Annotated in this window: 16 protein-coding genes; 5 read left to right on the forward strand and 11 right to left on the reverse strand. The window is 66.4% G+C overall.

All coding sequences use genetic code 11. The annotated features are described in order from the left end of the window. Window positions 1-5: 5 nt before the first annotated feature. From Q8S30_RS03695 to Q8S30_RS03735, 9 genes are all read right to left on the reverse strand, one after another. Window positions 6-251 carry a DUF4170 domain-containing protein gene (locus tag Q8S30_RS03695; protein WP_305664685.1) on the reverse strand — a complete coding sequence of 82 codons (246 nt, stop codon included), beginning with the start codon at window positions 249-251 and terminating at the stop codon, window positions 6-8. A 331-nt stretch (window positions 252-582) separates the two neighbouring features. Further along, entirely contained in the window at window positions 583-1,374 is a 792-nt protein-coding gene (locus Q8S30_RS03700; protein WP_305664686.1) for a 3'(2'),5'-bisphosphate nucleotidase CysQ, read from the reverse strand. Continuing rightward, a complete protein-coding gene (locus Q8S30_RS03705; protein WP_305664687.1) occupies window positions 1,361-2,707 on the reverse strand; it encodes a TldD/PmbA family protein in 1,347 nt (448 codons plus the stop codon). The genes Q8S30_RS03700 and Q8S30_RS03705 overlap by 14 nt, the downstream gene beginning before the upstream one ends. Window positions 2,708-2,816: 109 nt before the next feature. Continuing rightward, a complete protein-coding gene (locus Q8S30_RS03710; RefSeq protein WP_305664688.1) occupies window positions 2,817-4,448 on the reverse strand; it encodes an alpha-D-glucose phosphate-specific phosphoglucomutase in 1,632 nt (543 codons plus the stop codon). Between the two features lie 64 nt (window positions 4,449-4,512). Next, on the reverse strand, window positions 4,513-6,651 hold the full coding sequence (gene glgX / locus Q8S30_RS03715; RefSeq protein ID WP_305664760.1) for a glycogen debranching protein GlgX: 2,139 nt from the start codon (window positions 6,649-6,651) through the stop codon (window positions 4,513-4,515). Window positions 6,652-6,653: 2 nt separating this feature from the next. Then, window positions 6,654-8,099 carry a glycogen synthase GlgA gene (gene glgA, locus Q8S30_RS03720; protein WP_305664689.1) on the reverse strand — a complete coding sequence of 482 codons (1,446 nt, stop codon included), beginning with the start codon at window positions 8,097-8,099 and terminating at the stop codon, window positions 6,654-6,656. Window positions 8,100-8,167: 68 nt separating this feature from the next. After that, the gene (gene glgC, locus Q8S30_RS03725) at window positions 8,168-9,442 is read right to left on the reverse strand and encodes a glucose-1-phosphate adenylyltransferase (RefSeq protein ID WP_305664690.1); all 1,275 of its coding nucleotides are present in this window, start codon (window positions 9,440-9,442) and stop codon (window positions 8,168-8,170) included. 24 nt (window positions 9,443-9,466) lie between these two features. Then, window positions 9,467-11,638, reverse strand: coding sequence for a 1,4-alpha-glucan branching protein GlgB (gene glgB / locus Q8S30_RS03730; protein WP_305664691.1), 2,172 nt, complete (start codon window positions 11,636-11,638; stop codon window positions 9,467-9,469). Between the two features lie 39 nt (window positions 11,639-11,677). After that, window positions 11,678-14,095: a glycogen/starch/alpha-glucan phosphorylase gene (locus tag Q8S30_RS03735; protein ID WP_305664692.1), complete on the reverse strand. Its 2,418-nt coding sequence runs from the start codon at window positions 14,093-14,095 to the stop codon at window positions 11,678-11,680. A 251-nt stretch (window positions 14,096-14,346) separates the two neighbouring features. Here Q8S30_RS03735 and Q8S30_RS03740 point away from each other — a divergent pair, with 251 nt between their 5' ends. From Q8S30_RS03740 to Q8S30_RS03750, 3 genes are all read left to right on the forward strand, one after another. Beyond that, a complete protein-coding gene (locus tag Q8S30_RS03740; protein WP_305664693.1) occupies window positions 14,347-15,933 on the forward strand; it encodes an alpha-glucosidase in 1,587 nt (528 codons plus the stop codon). A gap of 110 nt (window positions 15,934-16,043) precedes the next feature. Continuing rightward, a complete protein-coding gene (locus Q8S30_RS03745) occupies window positions 16,044-16,718 on the forward strand; it encodes a DUF4433 domain-containing protein (protein WP_305664694.1) in 675 nt (224 codons plus the stop codon). Further along, window positions 16,715-17,755 (forward strand): macro domain-containing protein, encoded by a 1,041-nt coding sequence (locus Q8S30_RS03750; protein WP_305664695.1) that lies wholly within the window; start codon window positions 16,715-16,717, stop codon window positions 17,753-17,755. Before Q8S30_RS03745 ends, Q8S30_RS03750 begins: the two co-directional genes overlap by 4 nt. Window positions 17,756-17,834: 79 nt before the next feature. Here Q8S30_RS03750 and Q8S30_RS03755 read toward each other — a convergent pair whose 3' ends face one another. Then, window positions 17,835-19,331, reverse strand: a complete 1,497-nt coding sequence (locus Q8S30_RS03755; RefSeq protein ID WP_305664696.1) for a DUF2125 domain-containing protein — start codon at window positions 19,329-19,331, stop codon at window positions 17,835-17,837. 131 nt (window positions 19,332-19,462) lie between these two features. On the opposite strand from Q8S30_RS03755, the gene Q8S30_RS03760 reads away from it, so the two are divergent. Then, complete coding sequence (locus tag Q8S30_RS03760) at window positions 19,463-20,077, forward strand: enoyl-CoA hydratase/isomerase family protein (protein ID WP_305664761.1); 615 nt, start codon at window positions 19,463-19,465, stop codon at window positions 20,075-20,077. A gap of 8 nt (window positions 20,078-20,085) precedes the next feature. Here Q8S30_RS03760 and Q8S30_RS03765 read toward each other — a convergent pair whose 3' ends face one another. Then, window positions 20,086-20,436, reverse strand: a complete 351-nt coding sequence (locus tag Q8S30_RS03765) for an HNH endonuclease (RefSeq protein ID WP_305664697.1) — start codon at window positions 20,434-20,436, stop codon at window positions 20,086-20,088. Between the two features lie 93 nt (window positions 20,437-20,529). Here Q8S30_RS03765 and Q8S30_RS03770 point away from each other — a divergent pair, with 93 nt between their 5' ends. Continuing rightward, on the forward strand, window positions 20,530-21,696 hold the full coding sequence (locus Q8S30_RS03770; protein WP_305664698.1) for a TIGR03862 family flavoprotein: 1,167 nt from the start codon (window positions 20,530-20,532) through the stop codon (window positions 21,694-21,696). The last annotated feature ends 3 nt before the right edge of the window (window positions 21,697-21,699 follow it).

Here is a 21,699-nt window from a genome sequence, read left to right on the forward strand (position 1 = left end):
GTGCCTTACGCGCCCAGTTCCTCGGTCGCGCTGGCCGCGGCCGCCTCGTCCCGCAGCCGGTGGAGGTGGGCGATGAAATAGCGGGTCTGCGCATCATCCACGGTGCGCTGCGCCTCGGATTTCCAGGCGCGGTAGGCGCTGGCATAATCCGGGAAGATCCCGACGACATGGATCTTGCTGACGTCCTTGAAGGTGGTCGCGCCGGTCGAAACCAGTTCGCCGCCGAAAACGAGGTGAAGGCGCTGTGCCATATTGGGCTCCTGTGGTCTGCCGGACTCGGGGCAACCTACATGAGCGGGGCGGGTGTCTCAAGCGGGAGTCAGGGGTACTGCGGCTTGCTCCAAGTGCATTGGCGAAGGCCATCGCCTTCGCCACGTCGTGTCTTACCAATTTGCACCGGACGGGCCCCCAAAGGGCCCGGCCAGCGCCCGCCCCGCCCTCGGCGGGCGCTTCTCGCCCGCCAGGTCGGGCGCTGTCCTCATTCGGTTTTGTGTTGCCGGTGGCTCTGGGTGAACGGTCCCGCAGCGGGCGGGGCGAGGCAGTGCCTCGCCTTTTTCCGCCCGAACAAAGGATCTTATCCCCCTACTCCGGCCAGCCGGCCAGCCGCTCCATCACCGGCCCATGCAGCGCCGGTGCGGCCGCCACCAGCCCCTGTGCCTGACCGGCGGGGCTGTTGTAGCGCACCCGCAGCCCGGCGCGGTCGGTTACCACCGCCCCCGCCTGCCGCGCGATCAGGTCGCCCGCCGCCAGATCCCATTCCCAGATCGGCCGGAACGACAGCGCAGTATCGTAGCGCCCCGCCGCCACCAGGCACAGCCGCCAGGCCAGCGCCGTGCGGAACGAGCGGCGGAAGCCCGGCGCGATGCCAGAGCGCCAATGCTGCGGGTCCAGCGCCTGATGCGGGGCGAGCAGCCGCGCGCCTTCGGGATGCGCCGCCTCCGAAGCGACAATCGGCACGCCGTTCAACGTGGCGGGGCCGTCCGCGGTGGCCGCATAGGTCTCGCCGCGCGCCGGAAGGTGGATGACGGCGGCGATGATCTCGCCCTTGTGGGCCACGGCCAGCGCGACGGCGAACCCGTCCTCGCCGGCGATGAAGGCGCGGGTGCCGTCGATGGGGTCGACGATGAACACCGTCTCGGCGGCCAGCCGGGCGGCGGGGTTGTCCTCGGTCTCCTCGGACAGCCAGCCATAGCCCGGCCGCGCCGCCAGCAGCTCGGCGCGCAGCATCCGGTCCACCGCGATGTCGGCCACCGTCACCGGCCCCGCGCCGCCCGCCTTCTCCCAGGCCTCGGGCGCCTGCCGCCAATGGCGCATGGCGATGGCGCCTGCCTCATCGGCCGCCGCCGTCAGTAGGGCCAGATCACGCGCCGGCAAGAGTCAGCCCTTCCACCAGAAGCGACGGGATCACGTGGCTGAGGTGCGTGCGCCCGTCATTGGCGGGGGTGATCCGCATCAGCATGTCACGCAGGTTGCCTGCGATGGTGCATTCGTTCACCGGATAGGCGATCTGCCCGTTCTCGACCCAGAAGCCCGAGGCGCCGCGCGAGTAATCCCCGGTGGTGGGGTTGATCGAGGAGCCGATCAGCTGCGTCACGATCAGCCCGGTGCCCATGTCGCGGATCAGGTCCTCGCGGCTGGCGGTGCCGGGGGTCAGCGCGATATTGGAATGGCCGGGCGAGGGCGGGGAGGAGGTGCCGCGGCTGGCATTGCCGGTGCTCTCCATCCCCAGCTTGCGCGCGGTGGCAAGATCCAGCGTCCAGCCGGTCAGAATGCCGCTGGCGACGATATCGCGGGCTTGGGTGGGCAGGCCTTCCGCATCGAACGGCCGGCTGCCGCCGATCCGCACCCGGTGCGGGTCTTCGCGCACCGTCAGCCCCGCGGGCAACACCTGCGTGCCGAGCGCATCGCGCAGCCAGGAGCTGCCCCGGGCGACCGAGCTGCCATTCACCGCCGCCAGAAGATGCCCGATCAGCGAGTTGGAAATGCGTTCGTCATAGAGCACCGGGAACGCCCCGGTCGGCGGCTTGCGCGAGCCGCTACGCTCTGCGGCGCGCTGGCCGGCAAGCGTCCCGATCTCCTCGGCGCCCGGCAGGTCCGCCTGCCAGATCCGGCTCTCGGCTGCCCAGTCCCGCTCCATCCCCAGCCCCTCGCCGGAGATGGCCACGGCCGAGATATGGCGCGAGGTGCGGGTATAGCCGCCCGAAAAGCCGTTGCTGGCGGCGATATGGATGGCGCGGCGCGAATAGGCGGCGGAGGCGCCCTGCGCCTTGCTGACGCCCGGCACGGCGAGAGCTGCCGCCTCGGCCCGCAGCGCGTCCTGTTCCAGATCGGCGGCGGAGGGTTCTGCCGAGAGGTCGGCCAGTTCCAGCGCCGCGATGTCCCAGCCCTGCGCAAGTTGCGCAGGATCCGCCAAGCCGGCGTTGGGATCATTCGGCGCCTCGCGCGCCATCGCCACGGCACGTTCGGCCATTTCCGCCATCGTGAGCGCCGAGATGTCGGAGGCGGAAACGCAGGCCTGCCGCCCCCCGATCAGCACGCGCAGGCCGATCTCGATGCCCTCGGACCGCTCCGCCTGCTCCAGCTTGCCCTCGCGCACGTCGATGGACAGCGCGGTGCCATCCACCGCCATCGCATCGGCGGCCTCGGCACCGGCCTTGCCGGCGGCATCCAGCAGGGCGGCAGTCAGGCGTTCGAGACGGTCGGTCATGGTGGGCTCCCTCTTTGGTCCAGCACTTACGCCTTCAGGCCGAGGTTGCAAGAGCGGGGGGCCAGCCCCCCGCGCCCCCCGGGATATTTCCGCCAGAACGAAGGGAAAGTCAGGTGATGACATCCGGCGTGGGGCGCCCGGTGCGGGCGGTGATGCCGATGATTGCTTCGGCGGCCTCGATCACCGGGGCGAGCGCGTCCTGCACCTCATCCGCCTGCTTGGCCGGGTCCGGCTCGTAGCGTTCGAGATAGAGCCGCAGCGTCGCGCCGTCTGTCCCCGTGCCCGACAGCCGCAGCACCAACCGCGAGCCATCCTCAAACCCGATACGGATGCCCTGCTGCGCCGAGGTGGAGCCATCGACCGGGTCGGTATAGGCGAAGTCATCGGCGCTGGCGACGGTCAGGCCGGCAAGGGTCTGCCCCGGCAGGCCCGGCAGCGCGGCGCGCAGGTCGGCGACCAGCGTGTCGGCGAGGGCCTTGTCCACCGCCTCGAAGTCATGGCGGCTGTAATAGGTGCGCCCGAAGCGGGCCCAATGGTCGGCCAGCAGCTGCGAGACGGACTTGCCGGTGGCGGCGAGGATGTTCAGCCACAAGAGCACGGCCCAGAGCCCGTCCTTTTCGCGCACATGGTCGGACCCGGTGCCGAAGCTTTCCTCGCCGCAGATCGTGGCACGGCCGGCGTCCAGCAGGTTGCCGAAGAACTTCCAGCCCGTCGGCGTTTCAAAGGCCGGGATGCCAAGCGCCTCTGCCACCCGGTCCGCTGCGCCCGAGGTCGGCATCGAGCGTGCGATGCCCTTCAGCCCGCCGGCATAGCCCGGCGCGACCGTGGCATGTTCCGCCAGCACCGCCAGACTGTCCGAGGGCGAGACATAGCAGCCCGCACCGACGATCATGTTGCGGTCGCCGTCACCATCGGACGCCGCGCCGAAATCGGGCGCGCCCTCTCCCATCATCTCATCCATGAGCACATTGGCCCAGGTGGGGTTCGGGTCGGGATGGCCGCCGCCGAAATCCGGGAGCGGCACTTCGTTGATGACGGTGCCGGGGGCGGCACCGAGGCGGCGTTCGAGGATTTCGGTCGCGTAGGGCCCGGTCACGGCGTGCATCGCGTCGAACCGCATCCGGAAACCGCCGGCGAACATCGCGCGGATGGCGGGGAAGTCGAACAGGCCTTCCATCAGCGTGGCATAGTCGGTGACCGGATCCACGACCTCGACCACCATGTCACCGAGGTTGCTTTCCCCAATCGCGTTCAGGTCGATGTCCTGCCCCTCAACAATGCGGAATTCACCGGGGGCCTTGGCCTTGGCAAAGATCGCCTCGGTCACCGCCTCTGGCGCGGGGCCGCCATTGGGCATGTTGAACTTGATCCCGAAATCCTCATCAATCCCGCCCGGGTTGTGGCTGGCCGACAGGATGATTCCGCCATCGGTGCGACGCAGGCGGATCAGGTGCGAGGCGGCGGGCGTGGACAGGATCCCGCCCTGCCCGACGATCACGCGGGCCGCGCCATTCGCCGCCGCCATCCGTACGATCACCTGCACGGCGCGGTCGTTGAAATAACGCCCGTCACCGCCGACGACATAGGTACGCCCTGCAGCGCCGCCGGTGGCGTCGAAGATCGCCTGCACGAAGGTTTCAAGATACATCGGCGTCAGGAAGACCCGGGTCTTCTTGCGCAGGCCCGAGGTGCCGGGCTTCTGGTCGGCAAAGCCGGGGGTCTGGTGGGTGGCGGTCTGCATGGCGGCAATGGCTCCGGTCAGGAAAGGGTCAGACGTCTGGGCCGGACTGCGGCCCGGGTGGCACTCACGCAGGGGACTGGGCAAAAACGGCAACCGATTGCGGCGCGACCTGCACCATTGGCGCGGCCACGGGCGCATCGGTCTGGCCGGGAAGGGCGGTGTCAAGGATCTGGGTCCAGATCCGCCCCGGCAGGCACTCGGGCAGATGCACCTCGGCGGCGGCATCGGCGTTGAACACTGCGAAAATCACATCATCGGTCATGGAATAGGCCGGCGTGAAACTTGACGCACGCATCTCGACACAGAGCGTGCGCCAACTGGGATCGTGCCAGTCCTCGGGCGAGGGCGTCTCGCCGCAGGGCTTGCGCCAGTAGAGGTCGGGGATGCCATCCTTGTCGCGCGGCAGGGCGTGCAGGAACAGGCGCTGGCGCAGCACCGGATGCTCGCGCCGCAGTTTGGCAAGCCGCGCGACGAAAGCGCTCAGCGCCTTGTCGGGGCGGTCCCAGTTGACCCAGCCGATGCTGTTGTCCTGCGCATAGGCGTTGTTGTTACCGCCCTGGCTGTTGCCGGCCTCATCCCCCGCCAGCAGCATCGGCGTGCCCTGGCTGAGGAACAGCGTCGCCAGCAGGTTGCGCTTGCGACGCTCGCGCGCGGCGCGGACCTTGGTATCCTCGGTCGGCCCCTCCACCCCCATATTGTCGGAATGGTTCGGCTCATGCCCGTCGCGGTTTTCCTCGCCATTGGCCCAGTTGTGCTTGGCGTTGTAGGAGACCAGATCGTGCAGGGTGAACCCGTCATGCGAGGTGATGAAGTTGACCGAGGAAGTCGCGCCCCGCCCGTCATGGTCGAAGAGTTCGGCCGAGCCCAGAAGGCGGCTGGCGAGGTCGGCCGTTGCCAGCGCCTCGCCCTTCCAGAACCGGCGCACGCCGTCACGGTAGCGGTCGTTCAACTCCATGAACGGATGCGGAAATGCGCCCAGTTGATAGCCGCCGGGGCCGATATCCCAGGGCTCTGCCACCAGCTTCACCCGGTTCAGCACCGGGTCCTGCCGGATGGCCGAGATGAACCCGCGCGAGGCATCGAAGCCCGCCGGCCCCCGCCCCAGCGTGGCGGCCAGATCGAAGCGGAAGCCGTCGACATGCATCGCCTCGACCCAGTAACGCAGGCTGTCCATCACCAGCCGCAGCACGGCGGGATGTTCAAGGTTCAGCGTGTTGCCGGTGCCGGTGAGGTCATCGTAAAAGCGCGGGTTCTGCGCCAGCCGGTAGTAGGCGCGGTTGTCGAGCCCGCGGAAGCAGACGGTCGGCCCCAACTGGTTGCCTTCGCCGGTGTGGTTGTAGACCACGTCGAGGATCACCTCGATGCCCGCCGAATGGAAGCGGCGGACCATCGTCTGAAACTCCCACAGCTCCCCTTGCCGCAGGAATCGTGGATCGGGGGCGAAGAAGGCCACGGTCTGGTAGCCCCAGTAGTTCAGCAGCCCCTTTTCCTGAAGGAATCGCTCATCCAGATGGGCCATCACCGGCATCAGCTGCACGGTGGTAACCCCCAGCGTGTTCAGATGGTCCAGCACCGGCGCCGAGCAGAGGCCGAGGAAGCTGCCGCGCCGCTTGCGGTCCACGCCGGGATGCTGCGCGGTCATGCCCTTCACATGCGCCTCGTAATGCACCGAGACGGACCGGCGGTGCCGGGGGGCGCGGTCGTCGCCCCAGGCGAAGCTGGGGTCGGTGACGATGCTCTTGGGCACCGCAAAGGCGCTGTCGCGATTGTCGAACGACAGATCGACCCGGTTCGAGCGCGCCGAGTAGCCCAGCAGAGCTTCGGAATTGCGGAACTTGCCCGACAGGCGCCGTGCATAAGGATCGATCAGCAACTTGTTGGGATTGAAGCGGAATCCCTCATCCGGGGCATAGCGGCCATGGGCGCGAAAGCCGTATTGTGTGCCCGGCGTCAGCCCCGCGACATAGACGTGCCAGACATCGCCATCGCGTTCGCGCAGCGGGATCCGCGCCAGCTCTTTCCGGCCATCCTCCGAGAACAGGCACAGCTCGACCAGCGAGGCATCGGCCGAGAACACCGCGAAGTTGACGCCCTCGCCATCCCAGGTCGCGCCCATCGGGTCGGGACGCCCTGCCGACAGCCCGTGATGGGGCAGCTTGGCGGGGATCGTCCGAGCCTCGGCCGGGCGGGCCTGGGATTGCATGTTCAACGGGCAATGTCCTCATAAAGCCGGGCATAGGCGGCGGCGGAGCGGCGCCATCCCATGTCCTGCTTCATACCTGCCCGCTGCATGGCGCGGAAGACCCCGGGTTCGGCGTATAGGTTACAAAGTTGATCGAGTGCCTGCGACAGCCCCATCGCATCCACCTGCGTGAACACGATGCCTGTCGCGCAACCGGCATCGAGTGCGGCCTTGTTGGCATGGATCACGGTATCGGCGAGCCCGCCCACGGCCGCCACCACCGGCACCGCGCCATAGCGCAGCCCATACATCTGTGTCAGCCCGCAAGGCTCGAAGCGCGAGGGCACCAGCACCGCATCGCCGCCTGCGAACATCCGGTGCGGCAAGGCCTCGTCATACCCGGTGCGCAGCGCCACCCGGCCCGGATAGCGCGCCGCCACGCCAGACAGCGCCGCGGCGATATCGGCATCCCCGGCCCCCAGCAGCGCCAGCCCGCCGCCGCGCGCCACGAACCCGTCCAGCACCTCTGGCAGCAGGTCGAGGCCCTTTTGCCAGCTCATCCGGCTGACCACCACCGCCAGCGGGCCCGGCACATCGGTCAGCCCGAAGTCGCCCTTCAGCCGCTCGCGGTTCGCCGCCTTGGCTTTCAGCGTGCGGACCGAGAAGGGCAGGATTCCCGGATCGGTCTCGGGGTTCCACACCGTCTCGTCGATGCCATTGAGGATGCCCTGCATCGCCGCGCCGCGAGCCGAGATGACGCCCTGCAGGCCCATCCCGAACTCGGCCCGCAGCAATTCGCGCGCATAGGAGGGCGAGACGGTCGTGACCCGGTCGGCCAGCAATATCCCGGCCTTCAGCGCCGAGATCTGGCCGTAATATTCCAGCGTGCCATCGTTGAACGCGCCTTCGGGCAGGCGCAGCGCGCCGATGCGGTCGCGGGCCGTCACGCCCTGAAAGGCGATGTTGTGGATGGTCAGGACCGAGGGCACCGGGATGTCGCCATAGGTGAGGTAGGCGGGAACCAGCGCGCCCTGCCAGTCATGGGCATGGACCAACTCTGGTCGCCAGCCATCAGACAGGCCATCGCGGGCAATCTCGGCCGCGACCCAGCACAGGGCGGCAAAGCGTTCAGGGTTGTCGGGGTGGTCATAGCCATCGGGGCCGAGATAGGGGCCGCCGCGCCGGTCATAAAGATGCGGCGCCTCCAGCAGCAGCATGTCCAAGCCGCCGTGGCGCAACGCCACCACACGCGCCGGGCCGCCAAACAGGTTGTCGGACTGCCAAACCGGGGTGCGGATACCTTTCGCAGAGATCCCGGCATAGGCCGGCATCAGCACCCGCATCTGCCAGCCATGCGGGGCGAGGGCCGCCGGCAGCGCGCCGGCCACATCGGCCAGACCGCCGGTCTTGATCAGCGGTACGCATTCCGAAGCGACAGAGAGCACCCGCCGCACCGCCGATATAGTCATCTGTTACGCCCTTTCGATCTCTGGCAGGCGCCGCGCCCCCCGTTTCCCGCTTAACCCCGGCATGGGCGTCATGTTCCCAAGGCTGCCCCGCGAGCATCGAGCATGGGCTGGGTGATCAGTACCACCCCGCCTTCGCTGACGCGGAACCACTTGGCATCCTCCGCGGGGTCCTCGCCCACCACCAGCCCGGCGGGCACATCGACCCCCCGGTCCAGCACCACGCCCGTCAGCCGCGCATGGCGGTTGACCTGCGCGTAGGGCAGCGCCACCACCCGGTCCAGCGCCGAATAGCTGTGGGTCCGCACCCCGGTGAACAGCAGCGATTCCCGCACCTCGGTGCCCGAGATGATACAGGCCCCCGATACCATGGAGGATATGGCATATCCGCGACGTCCATCCTCGTCATGGATGAATTTCGCCGGCGGCACGATCTCGCCATAGGTCCAGATCGGCCAGCTGGTGTCGTAGATGTCGAGTTCCGGGATGAAATCGGTCAGGTCGATATTCGCCTGATGGAAGGCGTCGATGGTGCCGACATCGCGCCAGTAGGGCTTCGGGCTGGCCCCGGTGCAGACGGCGCTGTCGTTGAAGAAATGCGCCATCGCGCGGCCGTTCTTCACGATGTCGGGGATCAGGTCGGTGCCGAAGTCGTGGCTGGAATTGCTATCCTCGGCATCGCGTATCAGCAGGTCGCGCAGGAACGGCCAGCTGAACACATAGATCCCCATCGACGCGAGCGCGTGATCGGGGTCGCCGGGCATCCCGGGCGGGTCTTTCGGCTTTTCCAGAAATTCAACAACCCGCTTCTGGTCGTCGATCTTCATCACGCCGAAGGCGGTCGCGTCCATCCGTGGCACCGTCAGGCAGCCGATGGTCACGTCTGCGCCGCTTTCGACATGCTCGCGCAGCATCACCTCGTAATCCATCTTGTAGACATGGTCGCCCGCCAGCACGACGATGAAGTCCACGTCATAGCTGTCCACGATATCGATGTTCTGCGTCACTGCATCGGCGGTGCCCATGTACCACTTGTTCTCATTCACGCGCTGGCTGGCGGGCAGGATATCCAGATACTCGTTCCGCTCGGCCCGGAAGAACGTCCAGCCGCGCTGCAGGTGGCGGATCAGGCTATGCGCCTTGTATTGCGTCGCCACCGCCATCTTGCGGATGCCGGAGTTGAAAGCGTTCGACAGCGCGAAGTCGATGATCCGGGTCTTGCCGCCAAAATAGACCGCGGGCTTGGCGCGCAGGTCGGTCAGCTCTTTCAGCCGGCTGCCGCGGCCGCCCGCCAGCACGAAGGCCATCGCGCGGCGGCTGAGCCTGTCAGTCTGTAGGTGCCTCATCCGGTCCTCCTCCAAGTAAGCGTCTCATCCCCTGCGGAACATGACGACCGACAGCGGCGGCAGCGTCAAGAGCGCGGAGTGCCCCTGACCGTGCCACGGCACTTCCTCGGTCGTGATGCCGCCCATATTGCCGCGGTCGCCGCCGCCATAGGTGCCCGCATCGGTGTTCAGCACCTCTGACCAGGTGCCGTCTTCCGGAAAACCCACCCGGAAGCCGGTTCGTTCCATCGGCGTGAAATTCGCGACCACCACCACCGGATCGTCGCCCACCGCGCCGTGGCGGCTGAAGGCAAAGATCGACTGTTCCGCGTTGTCGGCATCCAGCCAGCCGAACCCCTCGGGCCGTGTGTCATTCACATGCAGCGCCGGCAGCTCGCGGTAGACGCGGTTCAGATCGCGCACCAACCGCTGCACCCCGGCATGGGCCGGATCGTCCAGCAGGTGCCAGTCAAGGCTGATGTCGTGGTTCCACTCGCGCCCCTGCGCGAACTCCTGGCCCATGAACAGCAGCTTCTTGCCCGGATGCGCCCACATGTATGCGTAATAGGCGCGCAGGTTTGCGAACTTCTCCCACGCGGTGCCCGGCATCTTGCCCAGCATCGAGCCTTTGCCATGCACCACCTCGTCATGGCTGATCGGCAGGATGAAGTTTTCCGACCACGCATAGGACATGCCAAAGGTCATCTGGTTATGGTGCCATTTGCGATAGACCGGCTCGCGCTGCATGTAATCCAGCGTGTCGTTCATCCAGCCCATGTTCCACTTGAACCCAAAGCCAAGCCCGCCCTCATGCACCGGGCGCGATACGCCCGGAAAGCTGGTGCTCTCCTCGGCCACGGTCATGATGCCGGGCACACGCTCATAGGTGGCGATGTTCATCTCGCGCAGGAACTCGATGGCTTCGAGGTTCTCGCGCCCGCCATGGATGTTCGGCACCCACTCGCCTTGGGGCCGCGAATAGTCGCGGTAGAGCATCGAGGCGACGGCATCGACGCGCAGCCCGTCGGCGCCATATTGGGCCAGCCAGTAGACGGCATTGGCGATCAGGTAGTTGCGCACCTCGCGCCGGCCATAATTGTAGATCAGGGTGTTCCAGTCGCGGTGGAAGCCCTCTTTCGGGTCGGCATGTTCATAGATCGGCGTGCCGTCGAACTGGCCAAGGCCATGCGCATCGGACGGGAAGTGCCCCGGCACCCAGTCGAGGATCAGCCCAAGCCCGGCATCGTGGGTGGCATCCACGAGCGCCCGGAACTCGGCCGGGGTGCCGTGGCGGATGGTGGGGGCGAACATGCCCACGGGCTGGTAGCCCCACGATCCGTCAAAGGGGAACTCGCTGATCGGCAGCAGCTCGATATGGGTAAAGCCCATGTCCTTGGCATAGCCCACCAGCTCCACCGCCAGCTCGGTATAGGACAGGCGGCGATTGCCATCCTCGACCTTGCGCCGCCAGGATCCCAGATGCACCTCGTAGATGGAGATCGGCGCGTCGATGCTGTTGGCGGCGGCGCGGCTCAGCGGCAGGGGGGGCTGCGAGGGCGGGGGCAGGCGGCGCACCACAGACCCGGTCGCAGGGGGATGCTCGGAGCCAAACCCGACCGGGTCGGCCTTTTGCGACACTGGCGCGCCGTCCGGCCCCAGCAGGTCATATTTGTAGACAGTGCCCTCACCGATCCCGGGCAGGAAAATCTCCCACACCCCCGTGGCGCCGCGCTTGCGCATCACCGCGCGCCTTGCATCCCAGAAGTTGAAGTCGCCGACGACAGACACCCGCTGCGCATTCGGCGCCCAGACGGCGAAATGCGTGCCCGCGACGCCCTCATGGGTGATCTCATGCGCGCCAAGCCGCTGCCAGAGGCGCATGTGCCGGCCTTCGGCCATCAGATGCTCGTCCATCTCACCGAGCACCGGGCCAAAGCGGTAAGGGTCGTCCAGCTCCCACGCAGCGCCATGCCCCTCGGCGCGCAGGCGGTAGGATACCCGCTCTGCCAGCAGCCCGGCAAACAGCCCCGGCACACCGGCGACCTGCGGCAAGGCCACTTCGCCCGCCTCGGTCAGCGCTGTCACCCGTTCCGCGCCGGGTATGAAGGCCCGCAGCACCTGCCCCTTGCCCCAAGGATGGATCCCCAGCGCCTTGAACGGCTCGCCATGCCGGCCTGCGGCAATCGCCTCGGCCTCTGCCCGCCCGATCAGTTCCATGCGCAGCACCCTTCCGAAAGCCGGGGCCCGCACCCCCCGTCAGATGGCGGGCGGAACGGACCAGATATCTGACATGTAGCCCTTAATCGTCCGATCGGAAGAGAAGAAACCCATCCGGGCGGTATTCAGCGCAGCCATGCGGTGCCAATCGGCCGGGTCAGTATAGGCCCGGTCCACCGCGCGCTGCGCCTGATAATAGGCCTCGAAATCGGCGGTCACCAGATAGTGGTCATGGTGCCACAGCATATCGGTCAGCGCGTGATAGCGGCCCGGCTCGCCGGGGCTGAACACGCCCTCGGCCAGCATCATCAGCACGTCGCGCAACCGCTGGCTTTCGCCGATGGCGGCTTTCTCATGCCCGATCCGCGCGCGGCGGGCGACCACTTCGGCCGCCGTCAGCCCGAACAGGAAGAAGTTCTCGGCCCCCACATGCTCGCGGATTTCCACATTGGCCCCGTCCAGCGTGCCGATGGTCAGCGCGCCATTCAGGCTGAACTTCATGTTGCCGGTCCCCGACGCCTCGGTCCCCGCGGTCGAGATCTGTTCCGACAGGTCCGCCGCCGGCACCAGCCGCTCGGCCATGCTGACATTGTAATTGGCCGGATAGACGATCTGCAGCCAGTCGCGCGTGACAGGATCGGCATTCACCTTGGTCGCCACATCGTTGATCAGCCGGATGATCAGCTTGGCGGTGGCATAGCCCGGGGCCGACTTGCCGCCGAAGATCTTCACCCGCGGCACGATGGCGCTGGAGGGATCCTCGCGGATCTCGTGCCACAGCGCGATGGCCTCGAGGATGTTCAGGAGTTGCCGCTTGTATTCGTGGATGCGCTTCACCTGCACGTCGAACAGCGCATCGGGGTTGACCTTGGCGCCGCCGGTCGCGGCGATCCAGTCGGCCAGCCGCACCTTGTTCTCGCGCTTGGCCGCCGCGAATTGGCCAAGGAAGCCAGCATCGGTCACATGCCGCTCCAGCCCCTTCAGCTTGTCCAGATCGGCTTGCCAGCCATCGCCGACCACATCCGTCACCAGCTTTGCCAGCGGCGGGTTGGCCAGCGCCAGCCAGCGCCGCGGGGTGATGCCGTTGGTCTGGTTGACGATCCGGTCCGGGTGCAGCGCGTTCAGATCGTGGAACACGGTCTTGCGCATCAGATCGGTATGCAGCGCCGATACCCCGTTGACGCGGTGCGCGGTGACAAAGGCCAGCGTGCCCATCTGTACCTCGTCATGCGCCAGGATCGACACGCTTGCGGGGCGCTTGGGGTTCATCCGGCGGTGCCAGTCGTCGATCCGCTCGATGATCTGCATATGCCGCGGCAACACCGATCCCATCGTCCAGGTGGACCAGCGCTCCAGTGCCTCGGGCAGCAGGGTGTGGTTGGTGTAGCCAAGCACCTGAAGGGCCACCTCGCAGGCCTCGTCGAAGGGAATGCCCTCCTCATCCACCATCACGCGGATCAGCTCGGGCCCGGCAATGGCGGGGTGGGTGTCGTTCATCTGGATCGCCACATGCGCCGGCAGCTTGCGCAGGTCGCTGTGCTGGCCGCGGAAGCGGCGCAGGATATCGGCGATGGAGGCGGCGGTCAGGAAATATTCCTGCTTCAGCCGCAGCTCCTTGCCGGCCTGCGTGCCATCATTGGGATAGAGAACCCGGCTCAGCGTCCGCGCCAGCGCCTCTGGCTCCGACGCGGCGGTGTGGTCGCCGGCATTGAAGCGGGCAAGGTCGAACAGCGTCGTCGGCCGCGCCGCCCACAGCCGCAGCGTATTGGCCCAGCGGCCCTGCCAGCCGACCACCGGCATGTCATGCGCCTCGGCCACCACCGTCTCGCCGGGATGCCAGACAGACCGGCCGCCCTGCGTTTCCACATGGCCGCGGAACCCCACCGTCGCCACCGCCTCCGGCCGCTCGAACACCCAGGGGTCGCGGCGGATCAGCCAGTCTTCCGGCGTTTCCACCTGCCGACCGCCCTCGAAGCGCTGGCGGAAGATGCCATGCTCATAGCGGATGCCATAGCCATAGCCGGGACAACCCAGCGTCGACATGGAATCCAGGAAACAGGCCGCCAGCCGCCCCAGCCCGCCATTGCCCAGCGCGGCATCCGGCTCATCCTCGATCAGGGTGCGGAACTCCGGCCCGACCCCCGCCAGCGCCTCCTCGATCATCCCGTGCAGGCCAAGGTTGATCGCCGCATCTTCCAGCATCCGGCCGATCAGGAATTCCATCGACAGGTAATAGACGCGCTTCCTGTCCTCGCCATAGGTGCGGCGGGTCGCGGCGAACCACGGCTCCATGATCAGGTCGCGCAGCGTGTGGCTGACCGCCATCCGCCAGTCATAGACCGAGGCATGGCCCGGATCCTTGCCAAGGCTGGTGCGCAGATGCCCGAGGATGGCGTCCCGCAGCATCGCAACACTGACCCCGGACAGGGTCGGAACGGTGGTCAGCAAATCGGTCATGGGGCGCGCCTTGGTCCTGTTATCCTGGCCCCACACGTCCCACAGCGCCGCGCCCGGCGCCAGAACCCCGCCAGCGAATTCCCGTGATCCGTGGCCCCGCCGCCAGCATTCGCGCGCGAAACTGCCAGCCCGGGGCCCCGAACGCGCGAAAACACGGCATCGTGGCCACGATGCGCGCATTTTTCACGCCCGGGCGTTGCGGCGGGCGCCTCGCGCGTTACCCATTGGGCAACGCAGGAATGGAGGCTCCGATGAACGAATGGTGGCGCGGCGCGGTGATCTATCAGATCTATCCCCGGTCCTTTCAGGATGAGAATGGTGACGGCATCGGTGACCTGCCCGGCATCACCCGGCGCCTCGATCATGTCGCCCGCCTCGGCGCCGATGCGATCTGGCTCTCGCCGATCTTCCCCTCGCCGATGGAGGATATGGGCTATGACGTGTCCGACTATACCGGGATCGAGCCGCTGTTCGGCACGCTGGACGATTTCGACGCCCTCATCGCCCGCGCCCATGACCTTGGCCTCAAGGTCATCATCGACCAAGTGATCTCACACTCCTCGGACCAGCACCCTTGGTTCACCGAAAGCCGCAAGTCCCGCAAGGGCCCCAAGGCCGACTGGTATGTCTGGGCCGACCCCAAGCCCGATGGCAGCCCGCCCAACAACTGGCCCTCGGTCTTCGGCGGCTCGGCCTGGGCCTGGGATGCCGGGCGGCGGCAATATTACCTGCACAACTTCCTGACCAGCCAGCCGGACCTGAACCTGCATTCCCCCGCCGTGCAGACGGCCCTCCTGGACACCATGCGCTTCTGGCTGGAGCGGGGGGTGGACGGCTTCCGCCTCGATACCGTCAACTACTATTTCCACGACGACAAGCTGCGTGACAACCCGGCCCTGCCCGCCGCCAAGGGGGCCCTGCCGCCGGTCAATCCCTATGACATGCAGAACCACCTCTATTCCAAGACCCGGCCCGAAAACATCGCCTTCCTGCAAAGGATGCGCGCCCTGACCGACGAATATTCCGCCCGGATGCTGGTGGGCGAGGTCGGCGATTCCCTCCGCGCGGTCGAGATCATGGGCGAATACACCGAAGGCACCGACCGGCTGCACATGGCCTATTCGTTCGAGCTGCTGGGGCCGGACTTCACCCCCGCCCATTTCCGCTCCACCATCGAGGGCTTCTTCAAGGGCGCCCCCGATGGCTGGCCCTGCTGGAGCTTTTCCAACCATGACGTGAACCGCCACGCCACCCGCTGGGCCAAGCACGATTCCGGCGGCGACGCCCTCGCCCGCCAGGCCGCCGCGCTGCTGCTGTCCTTCGAGGGCGCCATCTGCCTCTATCAGGGCGAGGAGCTGGGCCAGACCGAGACCGACATCCTGTGGGAGGAGCTGACCGACCCCGTCGGCATGCGCTTCTGGCCCGACAACAAGGGCCGCGACGGCTGCCGCACCCCGATGGTGTGGGAGCGTGACGAACACGCCGCCGGCTTCTCCACCGCCGAGCCCTGGCTGCCGGTCAAACCCCCGCAACGCGCCCGCGCCGTCGATACCCAGGACGGGGTGGAGGGGTCAGTGCTGGAAACCTACCGCGCCCTCATCGCCTTCCGCAAAGCCACCCCGGCCCTGCTGCACGGCGCGACCCGGTTCCTGGACCTGCCCGCCCCGCTGCTGGGGTTTGTGAGGGGCGAGGGCGAGGGGGCGGTGACCTGTGTGTTCAACCTGTCCGCCAAGGCGGCGAAGCTCCCGAAGGGGGTTGGAGGCGTGACGGTCGGCCCGGCGCAGGGGATGGAGACGGCGGGGGTTGTCGGGGCGAATGGGTGGGGGTTTGTGAGGTAGGGGGAAGAAATCGGTTGATATTCCAAGAGCCTGCGAGCTTAACTTCCATCACAACAGGGGGGTCTAGCTTGCCAGTTCGATTTATTTTTCGACAAGTCTATGTTGGGGACATGCCCCGCTTCTTGGCCGATGGGGTAATCCGCGCCAAGAACTGCAAGCCCCAACAAGCCTGCCATCAAGCCTCATACCAACAAATTGTTGACCGACGCGGGACTCAAGATTTCCCCACCCCGTGCGGCGGAGTGGTGAACGACTATGTGCCATTTTACTTTTCACCAATTACCTCATTTACTTACACTATATACAAAGGCAATGTCCCTCTGGTAGCTCCCGACGGCAGGGTCCTAGGTAAGGCGACCGAGGATGATCGCGTGTTCTTCGTGGCTCGCCCGCTGCGCGTGGCGGAGGCAGCATTGACTTACTGCTTCAGTGACTTCGCGCTCAACTCGCACGCCCCGTTGCCCACCCTTGAGCAGCATATCGCACGCCTTGAAGAACACGTTCACTGGGGCGTCTTCGATGAGGAGCCTCTGACCGCGAGGATACCAGAGGTTGGCTACACTGGGGTCTGCAGGTATTTCATGAACACAGCTACCCCACCCGAGCGGCAGACCCGCAACCAGAAGCGGATGGCAGAGTTCTTGGTGCTTGGCTCTGTTCCTCTCGATGTGATCGACTGCGTAGTTGCTAAGTCTGATCAAGTAGGAGATACGTTGCATCAGATGATGCACGCGTCGGCGTGGAACATTCCGATCTATATAAAACGTGACTGTTACTTCTCATGACACTTACCTTCAAGAAGGGCGATATGTTTGCGGAGCCTGCGGAGGCTCTGGTCAACACTGTAAACTGCGTGGGTGTCATGGGGAAAGGTGTCGCCCTTGAGGTAAAGCAACGTTGGCCGGAAAACTATCGAGCTTATAAGGCGCTGTGTGATGCTCGCGGTCTGCGGCCTGGGCAAATGTTCGTTTTCGACGCAAAGCGATTTTTTGGTGCCGAGGGCCCTCGCTATATAATTAACTTTCCGACTAAGGATCATTGGCGGGGAAAGTCAAAGCTCTCATATGTATCTGAGGGTCTTGATGCACTCGTGGCTTCCATCGAAAAGTACGAGATTTCGTCCGTCGCACTGCCCCCTCTGGGCTGCGGCAACGGCGGCTTGGACTGGAACGAGGTTCGAGAGCTAATCGTAGATAAGCTCTCACCCCTAAAGGATACGTCAATTGTGGTGTTCTCGCCCAGAGACGCTTCCGACGAGCCTGAGCATACGAGTGCCTCACTTCCAATGACCTACGGAAGGGCAGTTTTGCTGAGGGCTCTGGGAGACCTAGAGGCGCCGTTCAACGGCGCGTTCGACCGGATTACTCTCCAGAAGATTGCATACTTTCTCCAAGTCCTTGGAGTTAAGCTAAACCTGCAGTTCTCACGCAATCTTCATGGGCCCTACTCGGAGACACTTCGGAAAGCCTATATTGCGCTTGAAAAGAGAAAGATGATTTCGGGTTTCTCCACAAATGATCGACTCGCTCGGGTGTCTCCGGCGGGCTACGCAGCCGCGGATGAGTTCCTTAGTGAAAACTCACGCGACGAGGTTAATATTATTACTCGCCTCGATAAGCTAGTTCAGGGCTATGAAAGTCCTTACGGTCTTGAGCTCCTCTCCTCGGTCCATTGGTTGGCGGTTCATGAAAATTGCTATCCGGTAGAACGCATCGTTGAGGCAATGCGAGCATGGAGCGAGGCCAAGAGGAACACATTTTCGGAAAAAGATATCCGTGCTGCTTATAACCGGCTGGTAGAGGACAATTTGGCCCGGGCCTAATTGGTTCACTATCTACCAAGCCCCCAAACACCAAGGGGCGCCCTCCCGGACGCCCCTCCCCCACATCCCTCACAGCAACTCACTTCAGCCGCTGACCGTTCGCATAAAGCCCGCCATCCTCGCGGACCTCGATGGTGGAGTTGAGCTCGTCCGGCCCCGGTCCGGCATTGGCGAAGAGGCCCGCCATCATCCGTACGCCCATCGCCTGCTCTTCGGGCACGATGCCCATGGCGATCAGCTTGTCCAAGAGCCCATTGCCGCCCAGCAGCTTCAGGCTGACGGACCCCAGCGGCTTGGGGAAGCCGTCATAGGTGACCATGTCGGTATTGTCGAAGGTGAAGGCGCCATCCCCGGTCAGGTCCGCGCCGCCGAAGGTCAGTTTCAGCTCGTTCAGGTCCAGCGCATGCAGCTCGCCGGGCACCGCATCGTCGGTGGCCGAGGTCGGGTCGAAGATATCGACCAGCATCCGTGCCGCGCCGCTGATGTCGAGGATCAGCGTCGCCGGATCGCGCGGCAGCTGCGCCATCGGGTCGAACATCGCCCAGACCTCATCGTTCACCGTCAGGTCCACCAGCCGCGTCTCGAACGCGAAGGGCGCGGGCGTGTCGGATTGCGACACCGGCATCAGCAGGCTGAACGCCGATTCCGCCAGCGCGATGTTCACCGGGAACGGGATCTGCGAGCCGGTCAGCGCCATCGTCGCCCCGGTCCCCTCCGCGCCATAGCGCAGGGCCTCGGCATTCATCGCCACGTCAAAGCTGCCGCCCATCCCCGCGGCCTCGATGTTCATCGTGTCGGTCGCGTCCACCACATCCATGCTGTAGGCGCCGGCGCCATAGCTGAAGCTGCCATCGATGGTCAGCCCCGCCGCCAGCGCCGCGGCCATGTCATTCATGTCCACACCCTCGGGCAGGGTCATCGACCCGGTACCGGCCAGGTCGGTCATGCTGCCGTCCATCGAGAAGGTGCCGCCCGCCTCGGGGTCAACCGCCGAGACGGTGAAGGTCATCTCAGGCGAGGCAAATTGCTGGGTCGCGATCGTATCCCCGGCCGTCGCCATCACCGAGGTGCCGGTCACGTCGCTCGCCGTCAGGTCCATGGTCATCTCGACCGGCGCGCCGTTCACCACCATCTCGGTGATGGTCATGCTCAGCGACGGCGCGGTGAAGTCGTATTTCATCTCTTCGGGCGTGCCCGAGACGGTCATCACCATCTCCGGCTGCGAGAACAGCATCGACATCTCGGTCGTCTCGCCCTCTACAACTGTGGTCATGTCGAACGGCACTTCGGGCGACATCGTGATCTCGACCGCGCCGCCCCGTTCCACCATCACCACTTCGGCAATGGTCACGCTGCCGCTGGCTTCCGGCGTGGTGGTGGTCGCGGTCACGTCGCGCAGCGTCAGCGTGCCGCCCGAGGCGTCCTCGGACCCGGCGGTCACGGTATAGCCCATGTCGGCGTAATAGTCCTGCCAGCTCTGCCAGACTTCGGCTGCCGTCACATCGGCCTGCGCCGCGGTGCTGCACAGCAGGCCTGCCAGCAGCGTGCTGCAGCCCAATGATTTCCACTGTTCCATAATGATGCCTTGCGGTTTGAAAACGCTCGGGCGGCAGCATCCTGCCCCCCGGCGCCAAGGTCAAGCGTTTCCCGGGCGATGGTTTTTCTGCTATTGCACAGGGAATGAACGGCTTTGGGGCAGGGATGGCAATGATTGCACTCGAATGTGATGGCGGCGTGTGGACGGCAACGATCAACCGGCCCGACAAGGCCAATTCGCTGACCGCCGCGATGCTGGAGGAGCTGGAGCGAATTGCAGGCGCCGCCGCCGATGAAGGTGCCCGCGTTCTGGTGCTGACCGGCGCCGGCAAGGTTTTCTCCGCCGGCGCCGATCTCGATGAGGCCCGCGCCGGCCTCGCCACCAGCCCGGTCTGGGAACGTCTGTCGGGCCGAATCGCCAGCCTGCCCTGCCTGACCATCGCCGCGCTGAACGGCACGCTGGCGGGGGGCGCGATGGGCATGGCGCTGGCCTGTGACATCCGCATCGCGGCAGAGGGGGCCAAGTTCTTCTACCCGGTGATGAAGCTCGGCTTCCTGCCGCAGCCGTCAGACCCGCCGCGCCTCGCCGCGCTGGTCGGCCCCTCGCGCGCCAAGATGATCCTGATGGCGGGCGCGAGGATCGACACCGCCGAGGCGCTGGCCTGGGGCCTGATCGACCGGATGGTGCCGGGGCCTCAGCTGATGGACACCGTCGCCGCCCTCTCTGCCGATGCTCGCGGCGCCAGCCCCGCGCATGTCGCCGGCATCAAGGCGCTGGTGCCTTAATCCTTCCGCTAGTCTTTTCGGCGCCGCCCCGGCGGCCCCGGCACCTTCGACAAAAACTCCGGCGGCCGCTTTGCCACCCATTCCGCAAATTTCTGCAACCGCGGATGTTCGCGCAGCGCCTCCGGCGTGGAGAAATTCCGCGCCAGCTCGCCTTCCGTCAGCGAGGCATGGATCTCCTTGTGGCAGATGTCATGCAGCAGCACCGTGGGCCCGTGCCGCCCGCCCTTCAGCTTGGGGATCAGGTGATGCAGGCTTTGCGGCACATCCGCCGGAATCGGCCGCAGGCACAGCGCGCAGATCGGCTCCGGCACGTCCGGCGCCGCCTCTTCTTCATCCTCGACCCATGTCTTCCGCGCCATATCGCCCCCAACCCCGCTTGCCCGGCCCCCTTGCTCGTGGCGGCCTTCGATGCCACAGGGATGATATAGCCGCCACTTGGCAAGGGAAAAGCAATGACCGATGCGCTGGTGATCGGGGCCGGTCCCGCCGGTCTGATGGCAGCCGAGGCGCTGGCCGCCGCCGGGCGCCGCGTCGTCATCGCCGAGGCGAAACCCTCCCCGGCGCGCAAGCTGCTGATGGCTGGCAAGTCCGGGCTGAACATCACCCACGATGACCCTGCCGCCGGGTTCGCGGGGCATTACGACGCCGACTGGCTAGCCCCGATCCTCGCCGGCTTCGGCCCGGCCGAGGTGATGGACTGGTGCCGCGGCCTCGGGCAAGAGGTCTTCACCGGCTCCTCGGGCCGGGTCTTCCCGCAGGCGATGAAGGCCTCACCCCTGCTGCGCGCCTGGCTGCGGCGGCTGGAGGGCGCGGGGGTGGTCTTGCACACAAGCTGGCGCTGGACCGGCTGGCAAGACGGCGCGCTGGCCTTCGACACGCCCGATGGTCCCCGCTTTGAGCGTCCCGCCGTCACCGTGCTGGCGCTCGGCGGCGCCAGCTGGCCGCGCCTTGGCTCCGATGCCGCCTGGGTGCCGTGGCTGGAAGGGCAGGGCGTTCCCGTCGCGCCCTTCCGCCCCGCCAACATGGGCTTCAGCGTCGACTGGTCGGGCAAGATGCCACCGCTCTTCGGCAGCCCCGTCAAGGATGTCGCCCTGATCGCCGGCGACCAGCGCGAACGCGGCGAGTTCGTCATCTCCGCCCGCGGCATCGAGGGCGGCGGCGTCTATGCCGTCTCCGCCGCCGTGCGCGATGGCGCGGCCCTCACGCTCGACCTCGCCCCCACCCGCAGCCTCACCGAGGTCGCCGGCCGCCTCACCCGCCCGCGCGGGAAAGAGACGGTGGCGAACTGGCTGCGCAAGGCGCTGCGGCTCGACCCTGTCAAGATCGCGCTGCTGCAGGAATGGGGCCGGCCGCTGCCGTCCGATCCGGCGCGGCTCGCGCAGATCATCAAGGCGCTGCCCGTCCGCCACACCGGCCCCCGCCCCATCGCCGAGGCAATCTCCAGCGCCGGCGGCATCCCCCGCGCGGCGCTGACCGAGGGGCTGGAGTTGCAAGCTCTTCCAGGCACCTTCGCCTGCGGCGAGATGCTGGATTGGGAGGCGCCGACGGGCGGTTACCTGCTCACCGCCTGCCTTGCGACCGGGCTGCACGCAGGCCGCGCCGCCGCCGCGAAGGGGTAAAAG

Source organism: Frigidibacter sp. (assembly GCF_030695035.1).
Taxonomy (GTDB): Bacteria; Pseudomonadota; Alphaproteobacteria; order Rhodobacterales; family Rhodobacteraceae; genus Frigidibacter.

What these genes read in the sequence shown, in the direction of transcription:
- Q8S30_RS03770 (WP_305664698.1), top strand. Translation starts at nt 20,530, where the DNA reads ATGACCGATGCGCTGGTGATCGGGGCCGGTCCCGCCGGTCTGATGGCA.
- Q8S30_RS03760 (WP_305664761.1), top strand. Translation starts at nt 19,463, where the DNA reads ATGATTGCACTCGAATGTGATGGCGGCGTGTGGACGGCAACGATCAAC.
- glgX (WP_305664760.1), bottom strand. Translation starts at nt 6,651, where the DNA reads ATGCAATCCCAGGCCCGCCCGGCCGAGGCTCGGACGATCCCCGCCAAG.
- Q8S30_RS03710 (WP_305664688.1), bottom strand. Translation starts at nt 4,448, where the DNA reads ATGCAGACCGCCACCCACCAGACCCCCGGCTTTGCCGACCAGAAGCCC.
- Q8S30_RS03750 (WP_305664695.1), top strand. Translation starts at nt 16,715, where the DNA reads ATGACACTTACCTTCAAGAAGGGCGATATGTTTGCGGAGCCTGCGGAG.
- Q8S30_RS03735 (WP_305664692.1), bottom strand. Translation starts at nt 14,095, where the DNA reads ATGACCGATTTGCTGACCACCGTTCCGACCCTGTCCGGGGTCAGTGTT.
- Q8S30_RS03740 (WP_305664693.1), top strand. Translation starts at nt 14,347, where the DNA reads ATGAACGAATGGTGGCGCGGCGCGGTGATCTATCAGATCTATCCCCGG.
- glgB (WP_305664691.1), bottom strand. Translation starts at nt 11,638, where the DNA reads ATGGAACTGATCGGGCGGGCAGAGGCCGAGGCGATTGCCGCAGGCCGG.
- glgA (WP_305664689.1), bottom strand. Translation starts at nt 8,099, where the DNA reads ATGACTATATCGGCGGTGCGGCGGGTGCTCTCTGTCGCTTCGGAATGC.
- Q8S30_RS03695 (WP_305664685.1), bottom strand. Translation starts at nt 251, where the DNA reads ATGGCACAGCGCCTTCACCTCGTTTTCGGCGGCGAACTGGTTTCGACC.
- Q8S30_RS03705 (WP_305664687.1), bottom strand. Translation starts at nt 2,707, where the DNA reads ATGACCGACCGTCTCGAACGCCTGACTGCCGCCCTGCTGGATGCCGCC.
- Q8S30_RS03745 (WP_305664694.1), top strand. Translation starts at nt 16,044, where the DNA reads ATGCCCCGCTTCTTGGCCGATGGGGTAATCCGCGCCAAGAACTGCAAG.
- glgC (WP_305664690.1), bottom strand. Translation starts at nt 9,442, where the DNA reads ATGAGGCACCTACAGACTGACAGGCTCAGCCGCCGCGCGATGGCCTTC.
- Q8S30_RS03755 (WP_305664696.1), bottom strand. Translation starts at nt 19,331, where the DNA reads ATGGAACAGTGGAAATCATTGGGCTGCAGCACGCTGCTGGCAGGCCTG.
- Q8S30_RS03765 (WP_305664697.1), bottom strand. Translation starts at nt 20,436, where the DNA reads ATGGCGCGGAAGACATGGGTCGAGGATGAAGAAGAGGCGGCGCCGGAC.